The organism is Bradyrhizobium ferriligni (assembly GCF_056837965.1).
On the sequence record NZ_JBXEJO010000046.1, the window covers coordinates 19,575 to 39,961 of the forward strand.

At 58.2% G+C, this 20,387-nt stretch carries 12 protein-coding genes; 4 read left to right on the forward strand and 8 right to left on the reverse strand.

Features of this window, described 5'->3' with window-relative positions:
* Nucleotides 1-5: 5 nt before the first annotated feature.
* The 8 genes from AC1VNY_RS25840 to AC1VNY_RS25875 form a co-directional block, all read right to left on the reverse strand.
* The gene (locus AC1VNY_RS25840) at nt 6-2,999 is read right to left on the reverse strand and encodes a DEAD/DEAH box helicase (RefSeq protein ID WP_482407303.1); all 2,994 of its coding nucleotides are present in this window, start codon (nt 2,997-2,999) and stop codon (nt 6-8) included.
* 1 nt (nt 3,000) lies between these two features.
* Nucleotides 3,001-4,392: an EH signature domain-containing protein gene (locus AC1VNY_RS25845; RefSeq protein ID WP_482407304.1), complete on the reverse strand. Its 1,392-nt coding sequence runs from the start codon at nt 4,390-4,392 to the stop codon at nt 3,001-3,003.
* Complete coding sequence (locus AC1VNY_RS25850; protein WP_482407305.1) at nt 4,389-5,288, reverse strand: OmpA/MotB family protein; 900 nt, start codon at nt 5,286-5,288, stop codon at nt 4,389-4,391. The genes AC1VNY_RS25845 and AC1VNY_RS25850 overlap by 4 nt, the downstream gene beginning before the upstream one ends.
* 6 nt (nt 5,289-5,294) lie before the next feature.
* Nucleotides 5,295-7,331 carry an anti-phage ZorAB system protein ZorA gene (gene zorA / locus AC1VNY_RS25855; protein WP_482407306.1) on the reverse strand — a complete coding sequence of 679 codons (2,037 nt, stop codon included), beginning with the start codon at nt 7,329-7,331 and terminating at the stop codon, nt 5,295-5,297.
* 570 nt (nt 7,332-7,901) lie between these two features.
* A complete protein-coding gene (locus AC1VNY_RS25860) occupies nt 7,902-8,849 on the reverse strand; it encodes a hypothetical protein (RefSeq protein WP_482407307.1) in 948 nt (315 codons plus the stop codon).
* 159 nt (nt 8,850-9,008) lie between these two features.
* Nucleotides 9,009-11,681 (reverse strand): hypothetical protein, encoded by a 2,673-nt coding sequence (locus AC1VNY_RS25865; protein ID WP_482407308.1) that lies wholly within the window; start codon nt 11,679-11,681, stop codon nt 9,009-9,011.
* A 12-nt stretch (nt 11,682-11,693) separates the two neighbouring features.
* On the reverse strand, nt 11,694-12,611 hold the full coding sequence (locus AC1VNY_RS25870; protein ID WP_482407309.1) for an SIR2 family protein: 918 nt from the start codon (nt 12,609-12,611) through the stop codon (nt 11,694-11,696).
* Between the two features lie 468 nt (nt 12,612-13,079).
* Nucleotides 13,080-14,266 (reverse strand): IS3 family transposase gene (locus AC1VNY_RS25875; RefSeq protein ID WP_482407310.1). Its coding sequence is split into 2 segments (ribosomal slippage): nt 13,080-14,014 and nt 14,014-14,266, totalling 1,188 coding nucleotides; the frame shifts between segments, so codons are not numbered across the junction.
* On the opposite strand from AC1VNY_RS25875, the gene AC1VNY_RS25880 reads away from it, so the two are divergent.
* The 4 genes from AC1VNY_RS25880 to AC1VNY_RS25895 all read left to right on the forward strand — a co-directional run bounded on the left by AC1VNY_RS25880 (nt 14,254) and on the right by AC1VNY_RS25895 (nt 19,804).
* Complete coding sequence (locus AC1VNY_RS25880; protein WP_482407311.1) at nt 14,254-14,778, forward strand: DUF5375 domain-containing protein; 525 nt, start codon at nt 14,254-14,256, stop codon at nt 14,776-14,778. The two genes, AC1VNY_RS25875 and AC1VNY_RS25880, sit on opposite strands and share 13 nt — an antisense overlap.
* A gap of 213 nt (nt 14,779-14,991) precedes the next feature.
* Nucleotides 14,992-15,591, forward strand: a complete 600-nt coding sequence (locus AC1VNY_RS25885) for a type IV toxin-antitoxin system AbiEi family antitoxin domain-containing protein (RefSeq protein WP_482407343.1) — start codon at nt 14,992-14,994, stop codon at nt 15,589-15,591.
* Nucleotides 15,584-16,006, forward strand: a complete 423-nt coding sequence (locus AC1VNY_RS25890; RefSeq protein WP_482407312.1) for a nucleotidyl transferase AbiEii/AbiGii toxin family protein — start codon at nt 15,584-15,586, stop codon at nt 16,004-16,006. The genes AC1VNY_RS25885 and AC1VNY_RS25890 overlap by 8 nt, the downstream gene beginning before the upstream one ends.
* Before the next feature lie 1,752 nt (nt 16,007-17,758).
* The gene (locus AC1VNY_RS25895; protein ID WP_482407313.1) at nt 17,759-19,804 is read left to right on the forward strand and encodes a hypothetical protein; all 2,046 of its coding nucleotides are present in this window, start codon (nt 17,759-17,761) and stop codon (nt 19,802-19,804) included.
* Nucleotides 19,805-20,387 lie beyond the last annotated feature (583 nt).

Consider the following 20,387-nt stretch of genomic DNA (forward strand, 5'->3'; position numbering starts at 1 on the left):
CGCGGTCAACTCCCTACGGCTTGGCCGAACAAGCTGTCGATATCGCTCTCGCTTGTGGGCGGCGTCAGCATGTCGCGCGACAACCTGCGCTTGGCTTCGAGCAATCTGTCCAAGACCTCATCGAACGATTCGTTTGGCAAATCCGGATGTGTCGCCATCGGGATGTGGATATTGACCGGCTTTGTCTGCCCGATCCGATAGGCGCGATCGTTGCACTGATCCTCCACGGCCGGATTCCACCACCTGCTGAGGTGTATAACGTGGTTGGCCGCAACGATGTTCAGACCAACACCGGCAGCCTTGGGCGAGAGAATAAGAATACCGAAGCCGTTTCCCGATCTCTCGAAGCTCTCTACTATCGCCAGGCGACGCTCGCCGGGCGTGGAGCCGTTGATGATGGCGGGCTTTCTGTCCAGCCCAAAGGAAATGGCCAATCCCCGCGCAAGGACATCCTGCATGGCCAGGTTCTCGATGAAAAGCAGTGCCTTCTCGTTTCGGCTCGCGATTTCCTCCAGCAGCTTGACGGTCGTCGACAGGCGAGCGGACCCGCGCACGAACATGTCGAATCGAGCCTTGTTCGTCAGATCGATTGAAGCTGGATCCTCGGGGTGCAGCGAAATGCCTCGCATTCCGTGTAGCACCTTCAGCATGAAGCCCCGTGATTGATCGCGGCTGCCACGCGCCTCCTGAATCAACTCTCGATATGCCTGAGCTTGGCCCGCAGGCATCTCGGTTGGATATTTCTTCTCTGTCTTGGCTGGAAGACCTTCCAGAATTTCGATTTTCATACGACGCTTCATGACCGGCGGCGCCGCTTGCAGAGGACAATCAAGCGATCGCTTCAGCTCGCTCAGCTTGTCCGGATTCTCCTTCTGGAACGTTCTTGAAAAACTCTTCAGATCACCCAGGAACCCCGGGATTAGCCGGTCGAACAGGCACCAGAGGTCTTCCATCCGGTTTTCAATCGGAGTGCCGGTAAGGCCTACGACAAAATCGGCATTCAGCGCCTTTGCCGCCTTTGTGTTGAGGGTATCCGGCGATTTGATTTTCTGCATCTCGTCGAACAGCACGACCGAATAGGGGATCCGGCCAAACGATCGTTCATGATCCGTCAGAGTTTCATAGGTCGTTAAAATCCAGTCGGCTTCGCGCAACTGAACGACGTCGAGGGTGTCCTGATCGCTGCCTTCAGCGGATCGCGGCAGCTTGAGCTGCTTGAGCGCGCCGCCATAGGCGTCGATCCGCCGCCCCAAGCCGAGCTCCGAAAGTCGCTCAAGGCTCTCCTTCTCCCAGTTTCTGAGCAGAGCCGTTGGCGCAACGATAAGGCAGGGCTCGTGCGTCGAGACCTGGGTGCGCAATGCCGCCGCATTGGTCTTGAGCCAAGCGAGAAATGCGAGGGCCTGATAAGTCTTGCCCAAACCCATGTCATCGGCAAGAAGAACACCCGGCCAGCCAGCCTGCCAGGTTTGAACCAGCCAGCGAAAGCCCTCGGATTGATGAGGTTTGAGAGGGGTTGTCCCCATCCGCTGCGCCGGCGGCGCATCGATGTCGATATGCGCCGTCCGCTGCCTCAGCCCGAGTTCGTACTCGACGCCATCGAAATTGGTCTTCTTTATCAGCAGGACCAGCCGCTGCTTGGGATCCTTGTCGGGATCTTCAGCCGGAGATTCGGTGGGCGTTGAGCCGTCTTCTGGCGGCGTCGCCGCTGATCGGCGGCGCTCGTCCGCGAGGACCTCCGGAGCAGAGTCGATCGGAATGGGACAGCGGCGGATGACGACGTGCGCATCGCCGCGGATCTCGGCCGCTTCGATATCCTTCTCGATCTGAGCCAGTTCTTCCGCGCTCAGCGGCGTGAGCGCCTCGACCGGTCCGTCGACGATCCAGCCTGCCTCCGGCAACCAAGTATTGGGGCGACGCGTAAGCCAGGGGAGCTGGGGACGCTCCCAAAGTCCGAGCCCTTCCACGCGGTCCGAATAGTGCTTGGTTTCGACGAATAATTGTCCGGGTGCGGCCTTTTCGTCAGCGCTCTCCAAAGCATGAGCGATGGCGGCGCGGGGGTTGCGGACGAATTCGCGACGCTCCTGTTCCGACCCCTTTCGCTTTTCCTTCAGGACGTTAAGCGCGAGCTTGAGCGCGGAATCGACCAGGACAAAGCGGTTTCGACCGACCTGATAGGCATCTTTTGCCAAGCCCGTCCTATCGATCGCTTGCTCAACAAACGAGCGCTGGTCTTCCGCCGATAGCAGCGCCTCGTTCCAACCGCCTAGCTCGTGGGACTGATTCGAAGCGGGCTCGATGTCGACGGCGTCAGCCGGTTCGTCGTCTTGTAGAGCGAAAGCCCGGTTCCGGCTCATGAGCACAGGAGCAAAATCAACTCCATTGGAGGTCTCACGAACATCGAGAGCGAAGGCGCCTGCCTGATACAGCGTGAACGTCTCCAGGAAGCCGTCGCGCTGCACTTGCGCACCAGTAAGCTTCCCTAGGGTATCTTGTACCGGCAGCCACGAAGATACCCTCTGCTCAAGATCGCATCCGACGGTCTCGTTATATGCGTCGATCGCTCTGATGAGAGGAAATAACGTCGGAGTGAGGCGCCCAACCTGCTCTCCCCACTGCAACAATAAGCCTGTCCGCTTCGGCCGCACCTCGCTTCCCCACTTGTCGGTCCAACGGAGCTTCAACAAGCCGCGGGCATCTTCGATTCTCCCGTCCAAAGCGATCGACAACCCGAGGGCGGCGGGAGGCGGAAATCCGAGCGCGCTACAAACTCGGTCCGTGAACGACGCCGCGTCCGTCGGTGAGATCCAGACTTCCAGGTCCGTCGATTTGGCCGCACCGTCATCGACCAACGACTCCAATTCCAGCAGGGCTTCCCGGTTCAATCCAGCCGCAGACCAGTTCACCCGCGGGATATCGCTCACCCGACCGAAACTGCGCTTTTCAATTGCCCGAACCCGGACCCAGTGTGTCTCAAAAAGCGTTTTGAAGAGCGCTGTCATCTCAGCGTACCGTGTATTCGGATTGCTGGACACGCACGCCAGTCAACTCTTGCAATCTGCGGGCTACACGGTTTTGCCAGACGTAATTCTCCGAACCGCCATGACCAAAGATGTCATGCTGTCTCAGATTTTGCTCGGTGCGATCGGTCGGTAAAGGGCGTCTGACGTCGTCGGAGCTGTACGAAGCCAGATTGAGGCCGGGTGTCTTGGCGCTGCTGCCGTTCGCCCAGATATTGCAAAAGCCATCGTAACTCCAATCCGCAACGACGCATTGCCCAAAGTCCAGCAGGAGCACGGCATGACCCTGCTGGATGCTCTTCCGCCCGGCTCTATCGAACACCCCGAACAGTGCTTCACGCCCGAACGCCCTTCGCGCCTCGGCAGCGCCATCATCGCCAAAGACCACCCACGCGTTCCTGATGAGGCGGTGGGCGTGAAACGCCAGCCAGAATTTACGCCTGTACTTCCAGGCACCGTCCGGCGCGACCCTGTCGACGACATCGAAGAACTGTCGCAACGACTGCTCGGTCAACCACCGCTTCAAAATATCCGAGACATCATCCAGGCCGATCCAGGATGCCCGATCGATGCGGGGATCGCCGAAACGCGTGGTGAGGAAACCTGAAATCAGGTCACGGTCGGCCTGAGCCGGAATCATATCGCCGAGGGGCAATGTCAACGCGCGGGCCATTTCCTTTCCCCAGACCGGGAAGAGGAGCTTGTCATCCGGTCCAAGGCACCACCGCCGGATGATATCGAGCCGCTCCGGTGCTGCCGTGATCGGCGTGCCACGCAAGATTGTTAGTCCGGCACCGTGCATGAATGCCGCAAATTCGCTGCCGGCAACTGAATTTGACAGTCCTATCGCCTGGAGAAATGCTTGCACGTTCATCTGTTTGCCGAGCGCGACGCGCGCCATCTGAACGATTGGAGCGGTTCCATTGAACACGTCGTATCGAGCATTGAGACCCGTCCAGGGCTCCCCCGCGACGGGTGCGAAGCTGCTGAGAACATACGATATGCGGTCGAGCCGAGGACGATCTGGCGCGAACTCGGCCAAGTACACGGAGGCGAGCTGGCGATAGGGGCGCTTGCGTCGCATTTCCGCAACGCGAGCGAGTACACCCTCCAGAGCGTCACTGTGCGCGGCGATAGCCGGTTCCGTACTCCAGATGCACCATATGATCTTGTTCCAGTCTCCGACGGTCGGTTCTCGGCCGCGGGAGAGTTGATGCACAAATCTCTCCGCTACCGTGTTCAGATCGACGGCCGGCCGTGCAGTTTCGCCGGTGGGCATCGACGACAGCTGTGAAAGAAGCCGCACCACCGCAGTCGGCTCGATCAGGATCGGAAGACGACTTCTCCTCGTGTTGAAAGCGGCACGAAAGGTCATTCGGACCGCCCTTTCAGCTCCTGGATGGCAGTCCTCATCTTCTGAAGGAGAGCTCGCACCTCTTCCAGCCCGGAGCTCGGATCGGTATCCATGACGAACCGCAGGTCTATTCTTCGATTTTTTCCCCAGGCAGTCGCGGTACCGGAAGGATCAATTGGACGGGTCGACGAATAGCCTGAAATCGACAGAATTTCCTCGTCACGCCGATTGAGGATCCTGCGGAGCTCCGGCGCAATTGTTGTAAGCTCGCGATAAGTGCTGGCTGCACGCTGGGCCGACAACGACCAGTTTTGGTCATCATTTCCCGTCTCGTCCGTGTGCCCCTCGATGAAGACGGTTTCAACCGAGGCTTGATCCGAAGACCGGCACGGTGACTTCGGGCGCGAGCGGGGGCAAATCGAATAGCCAGGCAGCACGCGAGCCAGTACCCTGGCAATCTTACCGACGTTCTTCTTCGCGTCTCCGAGAAGAGCAAAATTATTGACCGGAAATTGAACCGCGGCCTCCGTCAAGCGGAGGACGTCGCCTGAAGGGGATATCTCGACGGTGAGGCCTTCCCTGCTCAATTGATCCCGAACCTCGGTGAGAAGGCGCAAGCGCAGCTCGCTCGCTTCGCGGATTTCATCAAGCCGCTTCCGGATTCGCAATTCCGTCTGGTCAAGCTCCCGTCCTACCGATTCCGCCACCTCGATCTTTTTCGACTGCACCTTCGTCTTCGCCACTTGAACGTCGGTCTGCTGCCGAAACAGTAGAGCGAAGCTCATGAGCATGATGATGAAGATGAACAACATCCCGACCATCATATCCGTCATCGAGATGAAGTAGTTCTCGCCCTCCCCATGCGTGTCGGCAGATCCGTCAGACCCCAATTCGTTTGTTGCCTCGTGGTAGGTCATCTATCCTTACTCGGCAGCTTCGCGAGGCATCATCGCGCGCACAAAACTGTCGAGCGTCTCGTTCAGCGTCTCCACGCTTTCCGACAGATTTCCCACCGCGGAGTTGATCTTGCCCAAAATGGCTCCGGTGTGGTCGTCGATTTGCTCGACGAAGCCGCGCATCGCCTCCTGGTGTCTTGAGACTTCCTCGTGGAAGCGGTCCGCGGCATTTCCGAGGTCTTCATCGACCGATTTGAAACGCGCTTCATACTGGTCCCAAACTCGCGCAATCTGATCGAGATGGTCCGAAAGCTTCGCCGCAAGCTTGTCGGCGGAATCTTGGGAAGTCGAAAGTGCCTGCACGGACTCCGCCATGGAGGCGCTCATGCGCTCGGTCGACTCGGCGACCCGAGCTGAGTGCGTCAAGAGGGGCTGGCTTGCCGACCGTACGTCGCTCGCCACCCGTGTGAACGCATCAGCCGTGTCTTTCGAACGATCGCTGATGGCCTCGATTTGTGTCGTCTGTCCGGAAAGCGCCGACGAGACTGATCGCAAGGTTTCAGAAAGAGCAGCAATATCGCTCCGTAGCACTTTGACGAATTCATCCATACCCGCATGCACGGCTGCAGCTGCATCCTGTCCCGCCGTTACAGATCGCCTGGTGCTTTCCTCCAACTGATCGGCCAGCCGTTGCTGCAGATCCGTAAGCGTGCTTCCGAAGCCCTCGGATTGCGCTTCAAGGCTTCCGATTACCTTGGCCAGGCCCGTCTGCACTGACTTTGCGGCATCGGCCGCAGAACCACTCAGGTTCTGACTCGCCTGTGCGAGCACGTTGCCGATCGCTTCTGCTGCTTGCGTCAACTTGTTGGAAAAGTCTTGCCCTGAGCCTGACAGGTTGTTTTGGGTTCTGTCCAGCGAGTCGCGCAGGCTCTTGAGCGTGGCCACGATCTCTTGCATCTCGCGGCTGGCGCCCTGGTCAAGTCGCTCGACGAAATTCTTGACCAGGGTATCCGCGCCTGTCCGGGAGGTTCGCGCCAGTTCCTCCGTGGTACGCTCGAGTCGATCGGAAAGAGGGCCGACGGCCTGGGTTATTGCATTCCCTAGCGCCGGGGCCACGGTCTCGCCGAGACGAGCAAAGAAGCGCTCGCTGTTTATTTCTTTCAGTTGATCCCGTTGCGCGGCGAGTATCTGACGGGATTCCTCCGCGATGCGCTGGGGCGGAGAAAAAAGCATTCGCAGCTCGATCGAGCGCGCGAGGCCCTCGAAGGCTCCTTCAATCCAAATTTGATACGCTCGAAACGCCAGAGCCAAACCGAGCGATGCACCGAGGCCCGCGATCGAGGTCGAGAACTTGAACGTGGCCGCGGCAAGTAGCTCGTTCAGAGAAGTTGTCATCGCCTCAGCCGAGCCTGCGGCGGTGCTGCCCGCGGCGCGATTGAGCGCCAGGACAAGTCCGATGAATGTCAGGAGAAGGCCGAGCCCGACGAAGTATCCCGGGATCGAGCCCATCATCTTGAGTCCGAAAAGCTCACCGCGGACATCGGTCAGGTTGATGTAGGTTTGGGGCCGGACAGTATACCGTACCACGTTGTCTTCGCGGATAACCGTCGCCGCGAATTGGCGCCACCCATGGCCCACCACGGCGTTGCGCTCCAGCCGGCCTGATATTTTGTCGAATGCCTGCGCGAAACCGGCAAGGTCACCGGGCCGTCCGAGGAAGCGTCTGGCGCCTCTCAAGGTGGCTCGAAGCAGGAGCACGTGAGAGAGCAGGAAGGACATGGCGAGCGCGATGGCGATTTGAGCTATCCCGGAAGACAGCGCGAAGGCGAAGCTCCGCTCCGCAACGTGCTCGATGTCGCCATTGCTGACTTCGCCCAGTACGACAAGAACGTGGCTCCAGTCTGAGAATGGCGCAATTCTGGCTAAAGCTATCAGGGCGGCCGCGAAGCTTCCCCAGAACAGTGCGATGCGGAACCAGCCACGCCAAAGTAATGATGAACCTAGAAAAATCAACTCTGCCCCCATAATGATCGCGAAAACTACATTTCCATTTTCGTAAGGCAACTGGACTTCAGTTCAACCCATGCCGCGAGGCCGCCACAACTGAAATCCAGAGGCGCGCTCGAAAGCGTCCTTCCGCAAAAATACCGCCGCGCCTCCGACACGCCTGCGCTGGACCGATTGTCGCAAGCTTTCGCTAGGTAGATATCATTGCAACCTGGACTTGTCGTCAAGGTTGACGCGAAAAGAATGAATGTGATCAATCACTTCAGGATCGGGCGTTCCCCTTCGATCAACGCCGCGAGAACCTGGCTGACGGCGACCGCCATGGCTTCACCACCCAGGTGCCCTCCCTGCCGTATAACCACACAAGACTGGATTTCGCATCTCGAGACGGGTCGGCTCGAAAATCCTAGCATCGCGACGGTACTTCGCGCCATCGGCGTCTTGGGAATCCAATTAGACACCGATCTCGCCGCGACACCCGACCGATTGCTCGATATGGGGGACCTTGCCACCGACGAGCCCCCGTTCTTGAAGGGACCGCGCCGATGAGCAAGCAACTCCAAGTCACGCCTGCCAGTGCCGTCTGGAAACGCCGCGCCGCTTGCTAGGTCGGCTCCGAAACGAGTTCTAGCTCGCTCCACCGCTTTGAGGCAGAAGCGGCAGCCCTCGTAGCCCGGGCAACCCATCCTTCAATTTGGCGAGGCAGCCTTTCATCATGCTCAAAATCGCCTCCTTATTCTCGGTGCCCTTGTCCCAGACGTAGCCATGGGCCAGGCTGACTACGATGCCGCTGCTAAGGTGCAGCAGGAAGCCACCCGGTATAACGGTCACGAGCAGAACAGTCGTGCCGCTGCGCGTCAGGCCTTTCAGGGCTGGCTCAATGAAGCCTTGGAGATCATCTTGCTCAGATTTCCGGATCAGGAAATAGGCTCGCCCGAGGGCGATCAAACTAACCAGCGGAGCCACCACGTTGGCGTAGACAATACCGCTGCATTCGCTCGCCGTAGCCGACGCGACTAATTTCGCCGGGTCGTTCCAGTTGCAGTAGATCGACACGCTGCAAACCTCGCCACCTATCAGCTGAGCGACATTCACGCAATCCAAGTGCTTGAAATACTCGCTGACCTGATCGGCATGATCGAGCACCACGATCGGCATACCGCGCGCGGTGACAAGATCTTTCCAATATTCATTCGCCCAGACGCCAAGCTTGTCCAGCGCTCCTAGGTCAGGCAACGACGAGCTAACCGCCTTCCAACTACCGGCAAGGCTGTGACCGCCATCGTAAAGCCGATGCCAGCCGCCCCCGACATGCGTGCGGAGATACTCGGCGTCCATAGCCTTACTAGCAAGGGTCGCGTACTGACTGCTCAGGTGATCGCTCAGCCAAGCGCTGAATTCGCTGTTGTTCTTCCAATCGAGCGCTGCCGTATATGCCTCGCCGGCAACAGCAGCCGTCGCGCTCAATCCGCGCGCCACTGAGTTGCTGATGCTTTCGGAGGCCACACGACCAGCGTCCCGCCAGCGGGAAGTAACTTGCGTGGCGCGTTGACGCCAATTATCCAGAAAATCCATCTTGCTCCGAAACGTAAGTTGAGCTCGAGATTACCCTGCTCATAGATCGTAGAGTTTGTCAGTCTAGCTTCGCGATGTCTTGAATATGGAATATCAGGCTAGTTTGGACCCAAACTTGCATCTTCGATGATGCGCGGCTAGAGGGGTAAGGATCACAGGTTAGCTAAGCGACATCGCTTGCATGGCTAATTTTTGAAATGTCTTCATTCCCGCAAGTTCGGGGGCCGCCTCTTGCAGCTTTTGCAGGGCCTTTTCCATGCCATAGAGGCTCCGATGTGGCGCGTCGCCCGCGACCGTACTCAGGAGATTGAGCATCTGGGCAGGCGCTACTCGATAGAGATCAGGCTTGGCCTCGGAAATGGAATAAACGCTCGAATGTGAGCGAGCTTCCTCAGGTCGAATGAAAGGAATGATAATCGGCGCCGCCTCACCAAACGCTTCACCGGTTGCAAGCAAGAGCTGTACAAGCTTGCCTGTTGCCCTCGGCGTCTGTAGCTCGGCGTCGAGCGGCCATGTCCGCTCGAATACGGGACGTACAATCGTTCGCCACGCCGAAATCTTCTCGGCCGACGTGGCGCGTTCCATCTCTATGGCCAGCCGGTGCGCAAATGACCAGAGGGTCGTGTTGGCGCTGGTTCGCAAGATTGAACGAACCTCCGTCGTTGCAAGAGGATAATGTGCCTTGCCAGCCTGGTTGACGATCAGAATGACCGCAAGCCATCCGGAGAATGTCCGGATATCCTCGGCGGGCACATCTCGGCGAGAGAAAAGTTCGATGAAGGGCTGCTTGATAAGTTCAAACAGCTTCGCTGAGCCTATGTGGTTGGTGTATTTGCGAGCAGACCACATCGCGAGTGCATCCGACGAGGTCCACTGATACGACGGGAGGATGTGACTGGTCGTCCAATTCGGCGCACGCTCAAAGAGGAAGGCAATCGCCGCGGAAAACCGTACCCGGGCGAGAAGCGCAAAGTAGTCGTTCGGCTCGAGCAACCGCGTATAGCGATCGCGGAGAGCAGCGTCCATTTCATCCTGTCCTTTACGGACCGGCGTTCTCTTCAGGAGAACTGATGCAAGGTTGCCGGCCGGATCGTTAAGAGCGCTGGTGAAGATGTCCTTGTCGGGCACCTCCTGTCGTCTCGGAGCCCGTTTTTCGATCGTATCCCATAGTGCCCAGAGGACGCCCGGTTCAAGTTTTTCAGAGACTTGATCCATCCAAAACGCAGCGCCGTGGGCCGCTTCCGTGAAAGGAGCCAACTCTGGCCATTGCACGACCAGACGAGCCATTCGGTTCAGAACACCGACATCCGCAATCTTGGCAGAGGCCCAGAAAAGCGGGCGCCATGCCCATTCGAGCCATCGGTCCTCATTTGGCGCGTCTTCGATTCCGGCGAATGCGATCAACGGGTCATCATTGCAGAGGCCGAGCCACGCATCACCGTCCAAAAATGTTGCTTCAGACGCCGCTTTCTTTGCCGCTTGTATCAGTTGTTCGCTCGGAACGAGCTTTAGATTCTCCTGTCGATTTTTCTGGGGCGTATCCTCATCTTGCCAGATTGCAAAACCGGCCTTCTCGGGTTCGGCATCAGCCCATTTTGGATGCCGCCGCCGAATGTCAGCCAGCAGTCCTGCAGCGTCGGCGCCCAACGGTACATTGCTACGTTCAAGATCCAGCAGCAAAGCAAAGCGATGCCGGTCCATCGGCTCGCTCAGGTCAATCCCGTCCTTGAACCATTCCGTCGGAGGTCCCTCAACAATCCGCCTCTCAAGGAGTTCGCGATCTTCTTGTGAAAACTCTGACCACCGTAACCGAACGAGCCGGTGGACCTCAACTTGCGAATTTGTAAAGAAGAGCTCGGCCTGCGGAACGGCCAACAATATTCCCGCGGCGAGATTCGGCGGGACCTTTGGATCGGCGGCCGCGAACAATGCAAGCCGATGGACGAGACGGAAGCCGCTCCGCTTCCAAATGTCCAACGCCTGAAGAGCTTTTTCCTGATGCTTGCGAACAAGTCTGGACCACAATTCGGCTAGGATCCGCACAATAGGAAGAAAGCCCCCCCGGAAGGCGTTTTGTTCATGAGCCGCGACCGAGGGTACATCAATATCAGTAAGGCTCAGGCCAATCGGCCCCTCTACACCGACTTCCACAGCGTCAGCGAGCGTTGTGCTGAGCGAATTTGTCAGCGCTCCAACGAGAAAGTCTTCCTCCTCCGGGGACGCCGCCTTTGGCCATGCTGCGAAAAACTCCTGCTCGCCGACGCTATCATCGACGCCGTACTTGATGGACATAACATCGCCCGGCTTCTCGACCTTGCGAACTCCCTCGTCGTACCAACCGTACCGTTTGCCGATGAAGAGCCTCGGAGTAAGCAAATGAACAATCCGGACCAGAACGTCTGTCGATAAATCGCCCTGCCTCAGGCGCGGAGCTAGCTCGAACCATTCGTTCTGAAGTCGTCCATGCTGCTCATTCTCAATATGCCTGATGATTAGTCGCCAGCACTTCGTAAGCAGAGGGTCCAGGCTGTTGCGATGGGCATCGAGGCGGTATCTGAGAACACGCGCCGTCTCAGCATTGAAGAAGCGGAGATTCTCGACCACTTCGCGGACCGCCTCAATCTCTCCGAAGTTCCGTTCGACCCATGCCGCCAGAGCTCCTTCGTTCTCTTGAAAGACCTTCATGTCCGCCAGCAAGGGCAGCCAAGCGAGCGACGGGTTGATTTCGGTGAGAGCCGTAAGCGCGTCGGTTCCGGCGAAAAAAAAGCGCATGCGATCACGCTCGAACTCCGAAACGTCGGCTGGTGTTATCTTTTTCTTTGCCTCTGCCATAACGGTCCGCAATCAGCCCGAGGGGTTGAGTATCTCTTCAAGGCCACGACGGCTATATGCTGCTGGGTCCTTCGCGTATCGCGCCCACTCCGAGAGCGTCGCATAGATGTCCGCATAGTCCGAAAATTCGAGAGGCTTTATCCCCTTGGCTTTCCAGAGCGATGCTGATCCTGTAGCGCTTTTCTCAATCGCGTATATGTCCTTGAGGTCGCGAAAACGATCCCGATCGGCGTCCAGTGTCTCGAGGAGTAGACGCAACGCCGCATCTTCTGCCCGGTACCCGACCAGGATAAGAGTGTTTAGGCGCATCCGGTCTTCTATGTAACGGGACGCCCAACCGTCTCTCAGGTAAGCGTCGCCGAAATCGGCGCTCGTCAAGATTAGGTCCGACCGCTTCAGGCCCAGATCTCCGTCTTCGAGCCGCCCGTGAAGATGGAGGATGCCAAAATCATCGGCACCGCCCGGGCGTGGAATCGATTTTCCGGTATGGCTTTCGCAAACAATTGCGTCCTCCAGAGCCGCTCGTTCAAACAGCGTATCGAAATTTGTTGTGATTAAGCGGACCCGTCCTGCCCGATCTCTGGACAGTTGAAGAAGCGACTTATGGTGGCCGAGATCGGCGCCTCCGGTTACCTTCAGGAGCTGCGCGACCGCGACACGAACCCGAGATTCGGTACCGTGCAGAAGCGTACGCTTTTCGAGAGAACGAAGAACGCGATCGTACTCTTCCTTATCATAGGCGATCACTTCCGCCGCCTCGTGCGCCCGGCTTTCGCCCATCTTCGCGTAGACATCGTCGGTGAGTTTTTTGAAGGTTGGCAGCCCGGAATTAAAAGATACGCCGGCCCCACAAAGGAAGACGACCTCGCCGTCACCAACTGAGCGGATGAGGTCGTGCGGGATATCGGCGCTATTCGGAAGAAATTTCATTGACAATCGGAAGGTGCACGAGGTGCACTCTACTGTTGCGAGTGAGGCATGACAAGGTATCAAAAAGATGGAGTCGGCGTACAAGTCAGAACGCAAGAACCAGGGGAAAGGAAGCGATGGACCTGTTTATACCGGTGGTCGATGAAACGCTGCAGCACCGCAACTTCAAAGGCTTTGCGCGAACCAGAACGGCTACGACTGGGATGTTCTGAATGACTGCGACTTTGTTGATCGCGACGGCAAGTTCGTTGCGGAATTTCAGAGAACATTCGATACGTGTTTCTGGGAGCTCTATCTATTTACAGTTCTCAAACAATATAGCCTGGCGGTTGATTTCTCTCATGGGTCGCCCGACTTCTGCGTGACCGGCCATGGCGGGTTCAACATTGAAGCGACCGTAGCGCTTCATGCGAAAGGCACTGTTCCTGAATACGAGAAATCCGGACAGCCTGACCTGCCACTGAGTTTTCATCCAGCGGCAGTTAGAGTCTGCGGGTTTTGTACGCCAAGTGGCGCGGGTGGAGCAACGGACGATCGGCGGAGCTGGTCGGGGTTGCGGAGCCGGTCGTCCGTTGCGGTGAGGTGGGCGGCATAGGCCGCAGGGGTGAGGTATTTCAACGACGAGTGAGGCCGCTGGAGATTGTAGTCGGCGACCCAAGCCGCGATCTTGGCGCGGGCATCGTCGAGATCGAAGAACAGGGTCTCGTTGAGTAGCTCATCGCGCATGCGGCCATTGAAACTCTCGATGAAGCCGTTCTGCATCGGCTTTCCCGGCGCGATGAAGTGCCAGTCGATGACCGTGTCCTTGCTCCAGGCCAGCATGGCGTTGCAGGTGAACTCAGTGCCATGGTCGGACACGATCATTCCTGGCTTGCCACGTCGTGCGACGATCGCCGTCAGTTCGCGGGCGACGCGCCGTCCCGAGATCGACGTATCCGGAATAGCGCCCAGGCATTCCTTGGTCACGTCATCGACGATGTTGAGGATGCGGAAGCGCCGGCCGTTGGCGAACTGGTCGTGGACGAAGTCCAGCGACCAGCGTGCATTGGGCTTGGCCTCCACCAGGATCGGGGCCCGCGTTCCCACGGCCTTGCGGCGGGCCCGCCGCTTGCGGACGGTGAGCCCTTCCTCCCGATAAAGCCGGTAGATCCGGTTGATCCCCGACGGCTCGCCCTCCCGCCGCAGCAGAACGAACAGCCGGCGGTAGCCGAAACGCCGCCGCTCGTTGGCCAGATCACGCAACCGGCCGCGCAGAGCCGCATCCGGACGGCGGCTGGAGTGATAGCGGATCATCTTCCGGTCCGCGCCGACGATCGAACAGGCCCGCCGTTCCGACAGGCTCATGACGGCCTGCAGATGCGCGACCGCAGCGCGCTTGGCGGCGGGCCCTACCATTTTTTTGAAAGCAGCTCGCGCAGGGCGGCCGAATCGAGCATCTGCTCGGCCAGGAGCTTCTTCAGCTTCGCGTTCTCCTCCTCCAGCGTCTTCAATCGCTTGGCCTCGGAGACATCCATGCCCCCGAATTTGGCCTTCCAATTATAGATCGTCGCCTCGGATACCCCGTGCTTCCGAGCCAGGTCGGCCGTCTTCGCCCCGGCCTCATGCTCCTTCAACACCGCGATAATCTGCTCTTCCGTGAACCTTGCGCGCTTCATCTGTCCGTCCTTCGTCAGGCCGGACTCTAACTCCTTCTGGAGGAAATACTCAGTGGCAGGTCAAGCCGATACCGCAGGACCTCAACGACTTCAATCGGCGCACGATCATACGTATCGGCAACAGCGTCGATAACAAGCGAAAGAAGTTTCTTGATTCCTATGCGGTGCTTCCGCACGTTCGAAATCGTCCCTTCGTGCTCGCTATCACCGCAATCGATGGCCCTCATGCATGGCTCGCCTGCCAGCGGGCCATCGAGGCTGTCCTCTTCGGATACTACGTGGATGAGGAACGATATCTGCGAGAGGGCGGCGAACTCAAAGGTCGCCAGATCGAATGCGTCCTCAAGGATAATGGGAGCCCGGTCAATCTCGGCATTTTGCTCAAGAAAGAATTTAGGTGGCTGAGCGCAGTTGTCTTCAGTTCGTGCGCCTCCTGGGGAAAAGTGCGGGCACTTTCATCCGACCCAAATCCCGATGTCGCCGCGTCGAAGGATATACCAGCCGTTTTTTGATATCCCCGGAGCCTTGTTGGCGAGGTATTGGATCTGCATGGATGCCTCCTGTGCCGAGGATGTTCGTCTGAGATCGTGAAAGTTGCCAGCGAATATTGCGCCATCTCAGGCGCATGATACCAATCGTCGGATAAAGTATTTACAAATCCGACATTTATTATCATTCTACCTTGATGCCAACTGCGAAAGAAACAAAAGCGTGCTGCAGCCCTTCTGAAAGAAAAGGGCATGGTCCGCCTTTCCGAATTTAAGGAAGCGGGCATCACAGCAACGACTGTCGTGCGGATGAGGGAGAAAGGCCTGCTCCTTCAGCTCAGCCGGGGTCTGTATCAGCTATCGGACGCATCATTCGATACGCACCACACACTCGCCGAAGCTGCCAAGCTTGTCCCGAAGGGCGTTGTCAGCCTGACCTCGGCCCTTTCGTTCCATGGACTCACCGACACCATCCCGTCGCGCGTGTGGCTGGCAATTGGCCCAAAAGATCGGCGGCCTTGCATCGAGACCCCTCCCCTCCAATTCGTGCGGTTCGGCAATAAGGTGAGGACTTCGGGCATCAAAGATCACATGATCGAAGGCGTGCGCGTTCGCATCTACGATCCCGCCAAAACTGTCGTCGATCTCTTCCGTTATCGACGCCGTGCCGGAAAGCGTTATCAGAAAAGCCCCGGTCTCAATCTCGCCCTTGAGGGCCTGCGGGAAGCACTACGCAAACGCAAGGCATCGCCGGCTGAGATCGCCCGCTATGCCAACGAAGCCGGCATCTGGAAGGTCGTCGAACCCTATCTGGAGGCCATGACTGCCAATGCCTAAGAAGCCAAAGCCGCCGATCAAGAATATGGCGGCGTCCGTACGTGGACAACTCCTCAACCTTTCCAAGCAACGCCGCCGGCGCTTCGACCTGCTTCTCAACAACCATGTCCTTGAGCGGTTGCTTTACCGCCTGAGCCAAACCGCCTATCGCGATCGCTTCATTCTAAAAGGCGCGATGCTCCTGACCAACTGGTTCGAGGACCCTCTGCGCCCAACCCGCGATCTTGGATCTGCTGGGGATTGGCAGGGACGATCTGGACGGAATGGTACCCATCTTTCAGGAAGTTTGCGGCGTTTCTACACGACGCCAAACCGAGATCCCAAAAGAAACGCCGGACGCCTTGACATCCGCGTTTGCGCAAGCTCCGGCGAAAATCGCGCAATGGAATTCATTCGTCGAGGACGTAAGCTTTAAGCCCGGCACCCTCGCCGAAGGTCATCAAGGACCCAAATGCGTTTCTCACGCCTCAAGCAGCGACGGCGCGAGCCCTAGAAGATAAGAAATCAACCCAATAAATTGACATCCGATGAGCTCCGGAGACACGGTTCGAAAACTGTCCGAAATGACGGACGACGCCGCTTTCGAGCGGCTCGCGACGGCGGTGTTGCGCGAGGCGAAGCCGGAATACGCGACGCTTGTTCACACCGGTGTCAACGTTGCGGGCAAGACAGTCAAGGCGCCGGTCGACGGCATCACTTTCGTAACCGGCGCGAACCCGCCTCACATGATTGCCGCGCATCATACCACCTGCGCCCGTCCCGACCTAAGAGGCAAATGGCTTCACGACCCGTCCACCGTGACGCCGCGCAAGGGTGGCAAACCGACGGCGCCAGCAGGCGATGTCCTGAAAACCGCTGAGATTGTAGCCGCCGAACGGAAGCGCACGCCACTACTGCGGGCCACCCTTATCCTGACGACGAACCAGGAGCCCCCAGAGGAACTCGTTCGCGACACAATAGCCGGAGGTGCCGAACGAGGCATCGACATTGACATTTGGTCCGTGACTTCGCTGGCCCACTTTCTCGACAATACTGACCAAGGCCAATGGCTACGGTACAAGCATCTTGGCATCGATCAGGAGAGGCTATCTGCCGATTTGCTAGCTTGCCTGTCCTTGAAGAGTCTAGAAATCCACGGTCCGCACGAAGTGCCTGACGCCTGGGTTTCGCGAACGCTCGACCAAGCTATCGCCGCAGCATCCGATGACACGATCCTATTTGTCGCCGCTGGGTCCGGCTTGGGCAAGAGCATCGCGTGCTACAAGCAGCTCAGACGACACGTGCATGCCGGCGGATATGGGCTGATCATGCCGCATGAGATCATTGCCGCGGCACAGACCCCCGACGAGGCTATCGACGCCTGCCTGCGAAAGCTGCATCCGAAGCTCGCGCCGGAAGCAGGTTCCGCCGCGCAGCAGCTCTGTTCGGCGGATCATCCGCTGCTTCTTGTTGCCGAGGACATAAATAGATCGGGCCAGGCTTCCCTTCTTGCCGAAAAGCTTTCAAAGTGGTCCGGCCCTCTCAACTCCGATACCCCAGCGGGGCGCCCATGGCGGCTACTTTGTCCCATCTGGCCGCAAATTATTGCATCGCTCGGTGAGGAAGCCCGGAAACGCATTCAGCGGCTCGCCGTGATCGGCGACGCTTTTTCACCATCGGAGGGGCGCGAAGCCGTCCAACGCCGCGGCACGACGCGCGGCAAAATCATAAGCGACCTTGACGCGGACGCCATATCCGATGCGTTAGGTCATGATCCGCTATTGATCGCGCTGCATGAACCGAGCAAGGCTCCGCATCCCGCATCAGTCATTCAAGAGTACGCGAACGCGGCTCTCGCGCGGACTGCGGCAAATCGCGGTGACTACACAGCCGTTGACTACAGATTGGCTCTTCGCGCCCTGGCCACCGTCCTGCTCTCACGCCATCAGATCAGCCCATTATGGTCGGACATCACAGCATGGCTTCGCGATCAGCCTGACGCCTTGGCCATGCTGCGGCATCTGGTCCATCAGGCCGACATCGTCCGTCTATCGAGCGAAGCTTCGGATGCGCGGCTGCTCTTCCGCCACGATCGCGTCCGCGATCATTTGTTCGCCGACACCATTGCAGAAGCAATCAAGAATGAGGGTCTTGATGACGGGTTACTTGCCGATCCCTATTTGCCGAGGTGCTCGGCGCGGCTCTCAACCACGATGGAATTTCGCCGTCGTTTGTCGATCGCGTTCGTGCAACCAATCCGCTCGCACTCTTTTTTGCCCTGCGCATCTTCCGCGAGCCAACGACCGCGGTGCATCGGGCTGTCCTAACATCGATTGATGGATGGCTTGCCGATCCGGATACGCACGCAGCGAAGTTTAATCATTTGCGCTGGGCAGCACTGGCAGCTTTGTCCGAAACCGAATCCACCAACGTGGTAGCCATTGTGTGGAAGTTCGGCCGGTCCGACAGACGCGCCTGGACGGCTTCACAGGCGCTGTTTCGCAACGGAGACCTTGCAGGTGGATTGCAGCTCTGTCTCGATGTTGAGCCGGGGGTCGGCGCGCCCTGGCGCGACCGACAAATCGAGCATGCGAAGAACCGGTTCGGAGCTAATCTGAGAGCTGGAGTCGATAACTTGCTGCGGCAAGTCGCGGTGGAACCGAATGTTCGGGTGGCGGCACTCCGTCTGGCCGGCTATCTTGCCGATCCTCAACTGGCCGACGCCATTGAGATGTCGTGGAACTCCGATCCGGCAGCAATGTCACACCTCGGAGACTATTTATGGGCCGCCGCGCAGTGCTGCGGCACCGATCCGGAGCGACTTCTGGGACCCGTCTGTGATGCCTGGGCCACTCTGCCAACAAGCGAGAAGTCTCCTTCTCCACGAGACGACCTCGCTGCAGATCACGTCCGATGGGCCTTTCACAAAGACGTACCCGTTTCCGCAATCCCGTATTTTCTGAAGCGGGCTCGATTGGACGATCTTCGGTGGCCGATCACGTACATGCTCCATGGGGTTGACCATCCTGACGCGGTCGAATTTGTGGTTCGAGAACTTGCCGGCAGGCAACGACGCATCGAAGGCAAAGGCGGTTTCTCGCCCTTCTCGCATACGGCACCCGACGAGTGGCGTCGACGGCAAGAAGAGAAGGGTCGTCCCATGTCGCGGGAGTCGCGTGAACGGCTCTTGGCTTTCTGGCAGAATCAGAGCACCGAAGAGCATCTTCGTAGGCAATCTTTCCGTTTCTGGGCCGCCACCCATATGAACGGCGATCTCGAGATCTTGCGGTCCGTCGACGCCTCCGATCTGCTGGCCGAGAGCGCGCTGTGGCAGCGGTTGGCGCGTGCCGACCGGACGGCGATTCCGGCACTTCTCACGAAGCTGCAAGGAGATCGGCACGCGACGTGGTGGCGTCTTGCTCGCCATGTCTGGTCCGAACCAGTATCTCTTGCCCTAAATGAGGAGCTCCAACGCGGTCGCACATGGGCCGCGACTAGCCAGACGGCGTCGGGCGATAATGACCGTGACTATGTGCTTTCCGAGATAGTCATGGATCTCCTGCCATCTGAAGCCGAGCCGCTCCTGGTGAAGCACTGGGATCACTTGGCTGCTCAAGCTTTCTTCGTACAAGCGGCGCTCTTTTTGGCCACTCCCCGGCTTCTGGCGATGGCAAAGGCGGCAATCGAGTCATCTTCCGACCCGGCTAAAAATTTTCGGTACATTACGATGCGCTACGGGATCAAAGAGAGAGGACGACCCGGGATCACGCGGCGGAGCCAGATTGAGGCTCTCATTCCCTATCTGGGCCATCTCGACGAATTTTCGATCTATCAATTCTGGGAACTCTGCAATGAGCGCGGCTGGTGTGACCTACGACGTCAACATTTCGACCATCGATTGAGCGACAAGTTCAGAAGGCCGTCTTCGGATGAAGCTCAAGCGATGGGTTCGCTCGATCAGCTCGCAGCGAACGGCAATTGGCACTGGATCAATCGTTGGATCGAAGATTACCTCGAGTCGGGCGCCACTCTCGATCAGGTCTTTGGTGTAATCGAAAAATGGCTGGTTGCAAGGAAGACTATCGAAGCGATGCGCGTCGCGGCAGCATCTCTTGTTCAAGCCGGGCGGAGACAGGACATTGGTCTGCTCAACATTGATGTTGAGCCACGTGACGCTGCCGCAGCGCTCCGTGCGGACACGGAGTTTGCCGTCTGCCGCCGAGCATTGATGTAGATATTTGCGCCGGAAACGCCGGGCAAGCTGTGACTGACCGACCTTGCAAGGATTTTCGACCGAAGCACATGACAGAATTCGCGGATCATACCAGGCGAGAATACGAATGTGGAATTTGCGAGCGCTTATCGAGCACTCACGTCGCGCCGTTCAAGGAAGTTTCCCTTGACGGTTGGCAACCGGAAATTGGCAGGTGTCATGAAAATGTCGACCGTTGGATTAAGGCCACGCCTCAATGCACTGCCGTACGCGGTTGGGTCATCTATGTGTCCTACGGCGGTGGAATGGTTGGTGTCACTGCCCACTCCGTTCTGCGAGGCTCCGACGGTCGCTTGTTCGACATTACGCCGGTAAGCGACGAGCGCGTCCGACCGGGCATGCTGTTCGTACCTCATGAGGGCGATGAGACATCCTTCCAAACGTTGAGAGCTGGGCGCGGGATATCTTTCACTTGCCCGCCAGATTTGCTCGACGACATGCAACCTACGTTGGGCGGCACCGGACAAAATCCATACAGCGATTTCGACGTCTTCAAATGACGGCCAGAGCGCTAAAAGGCTGGACCCCGGTGGGCAAGCCAAGG

Bases quoted from the DNA above. Each gene is read 5' to 3' on its own strand.
- AC1VNY_RS25845 (WP_482407304.1), bottom strand. From the start codon at position 4,392: ATGACCTTTCGTGCCGCTTTCAACACGAGGAGAAGTCGTCTTCCGATC.
- AC1VNY_RS25890 (WP_482407312.1), top strand. From the start codon at position 15,584: ATGCCTAAGAAGCCAAAGCCGCCGATCAAGAATATGGCGGCGTCCGTA.
- AC1VNY_RS25850 (WP_482407305.1), bottom strand. From the start codon at position 5,288: ATGACCTACCACGAGGCAACAAACGAATTGGGGTCTGACGGATCTGCC.
- AC1VNY_RS25870 (WP_482407309.1), bottom strand. From the start codon at position 12,611: ATGAAATTTCTTCCGAATAGCGCCGATATCCCGCACGACCTCATCCGC.
- AC1VNY_RS25860 (WP_482407307.1), bottom strand. From the start codon at position 8,849: ATGGATTTTCTGGATAATTGGCGTCAACGCGCCACGCAAGTTACTTCC.
- AC1VNY_RS25840 (WP_482407303.1), bottom strand. From the start codon at position 2,999: ATGACAGCGCTCTTCAAAACGCTTTTTGAGACACACTGGGTCCGGGTT.
- AC1VNY_RS25865 (WP_482407308.1), bottom strand. From the start codon at position 11,681: ATGGCAGAGGCAAAGAAAAAGATAACACCAGCCGACGTTTCGGAGTTC.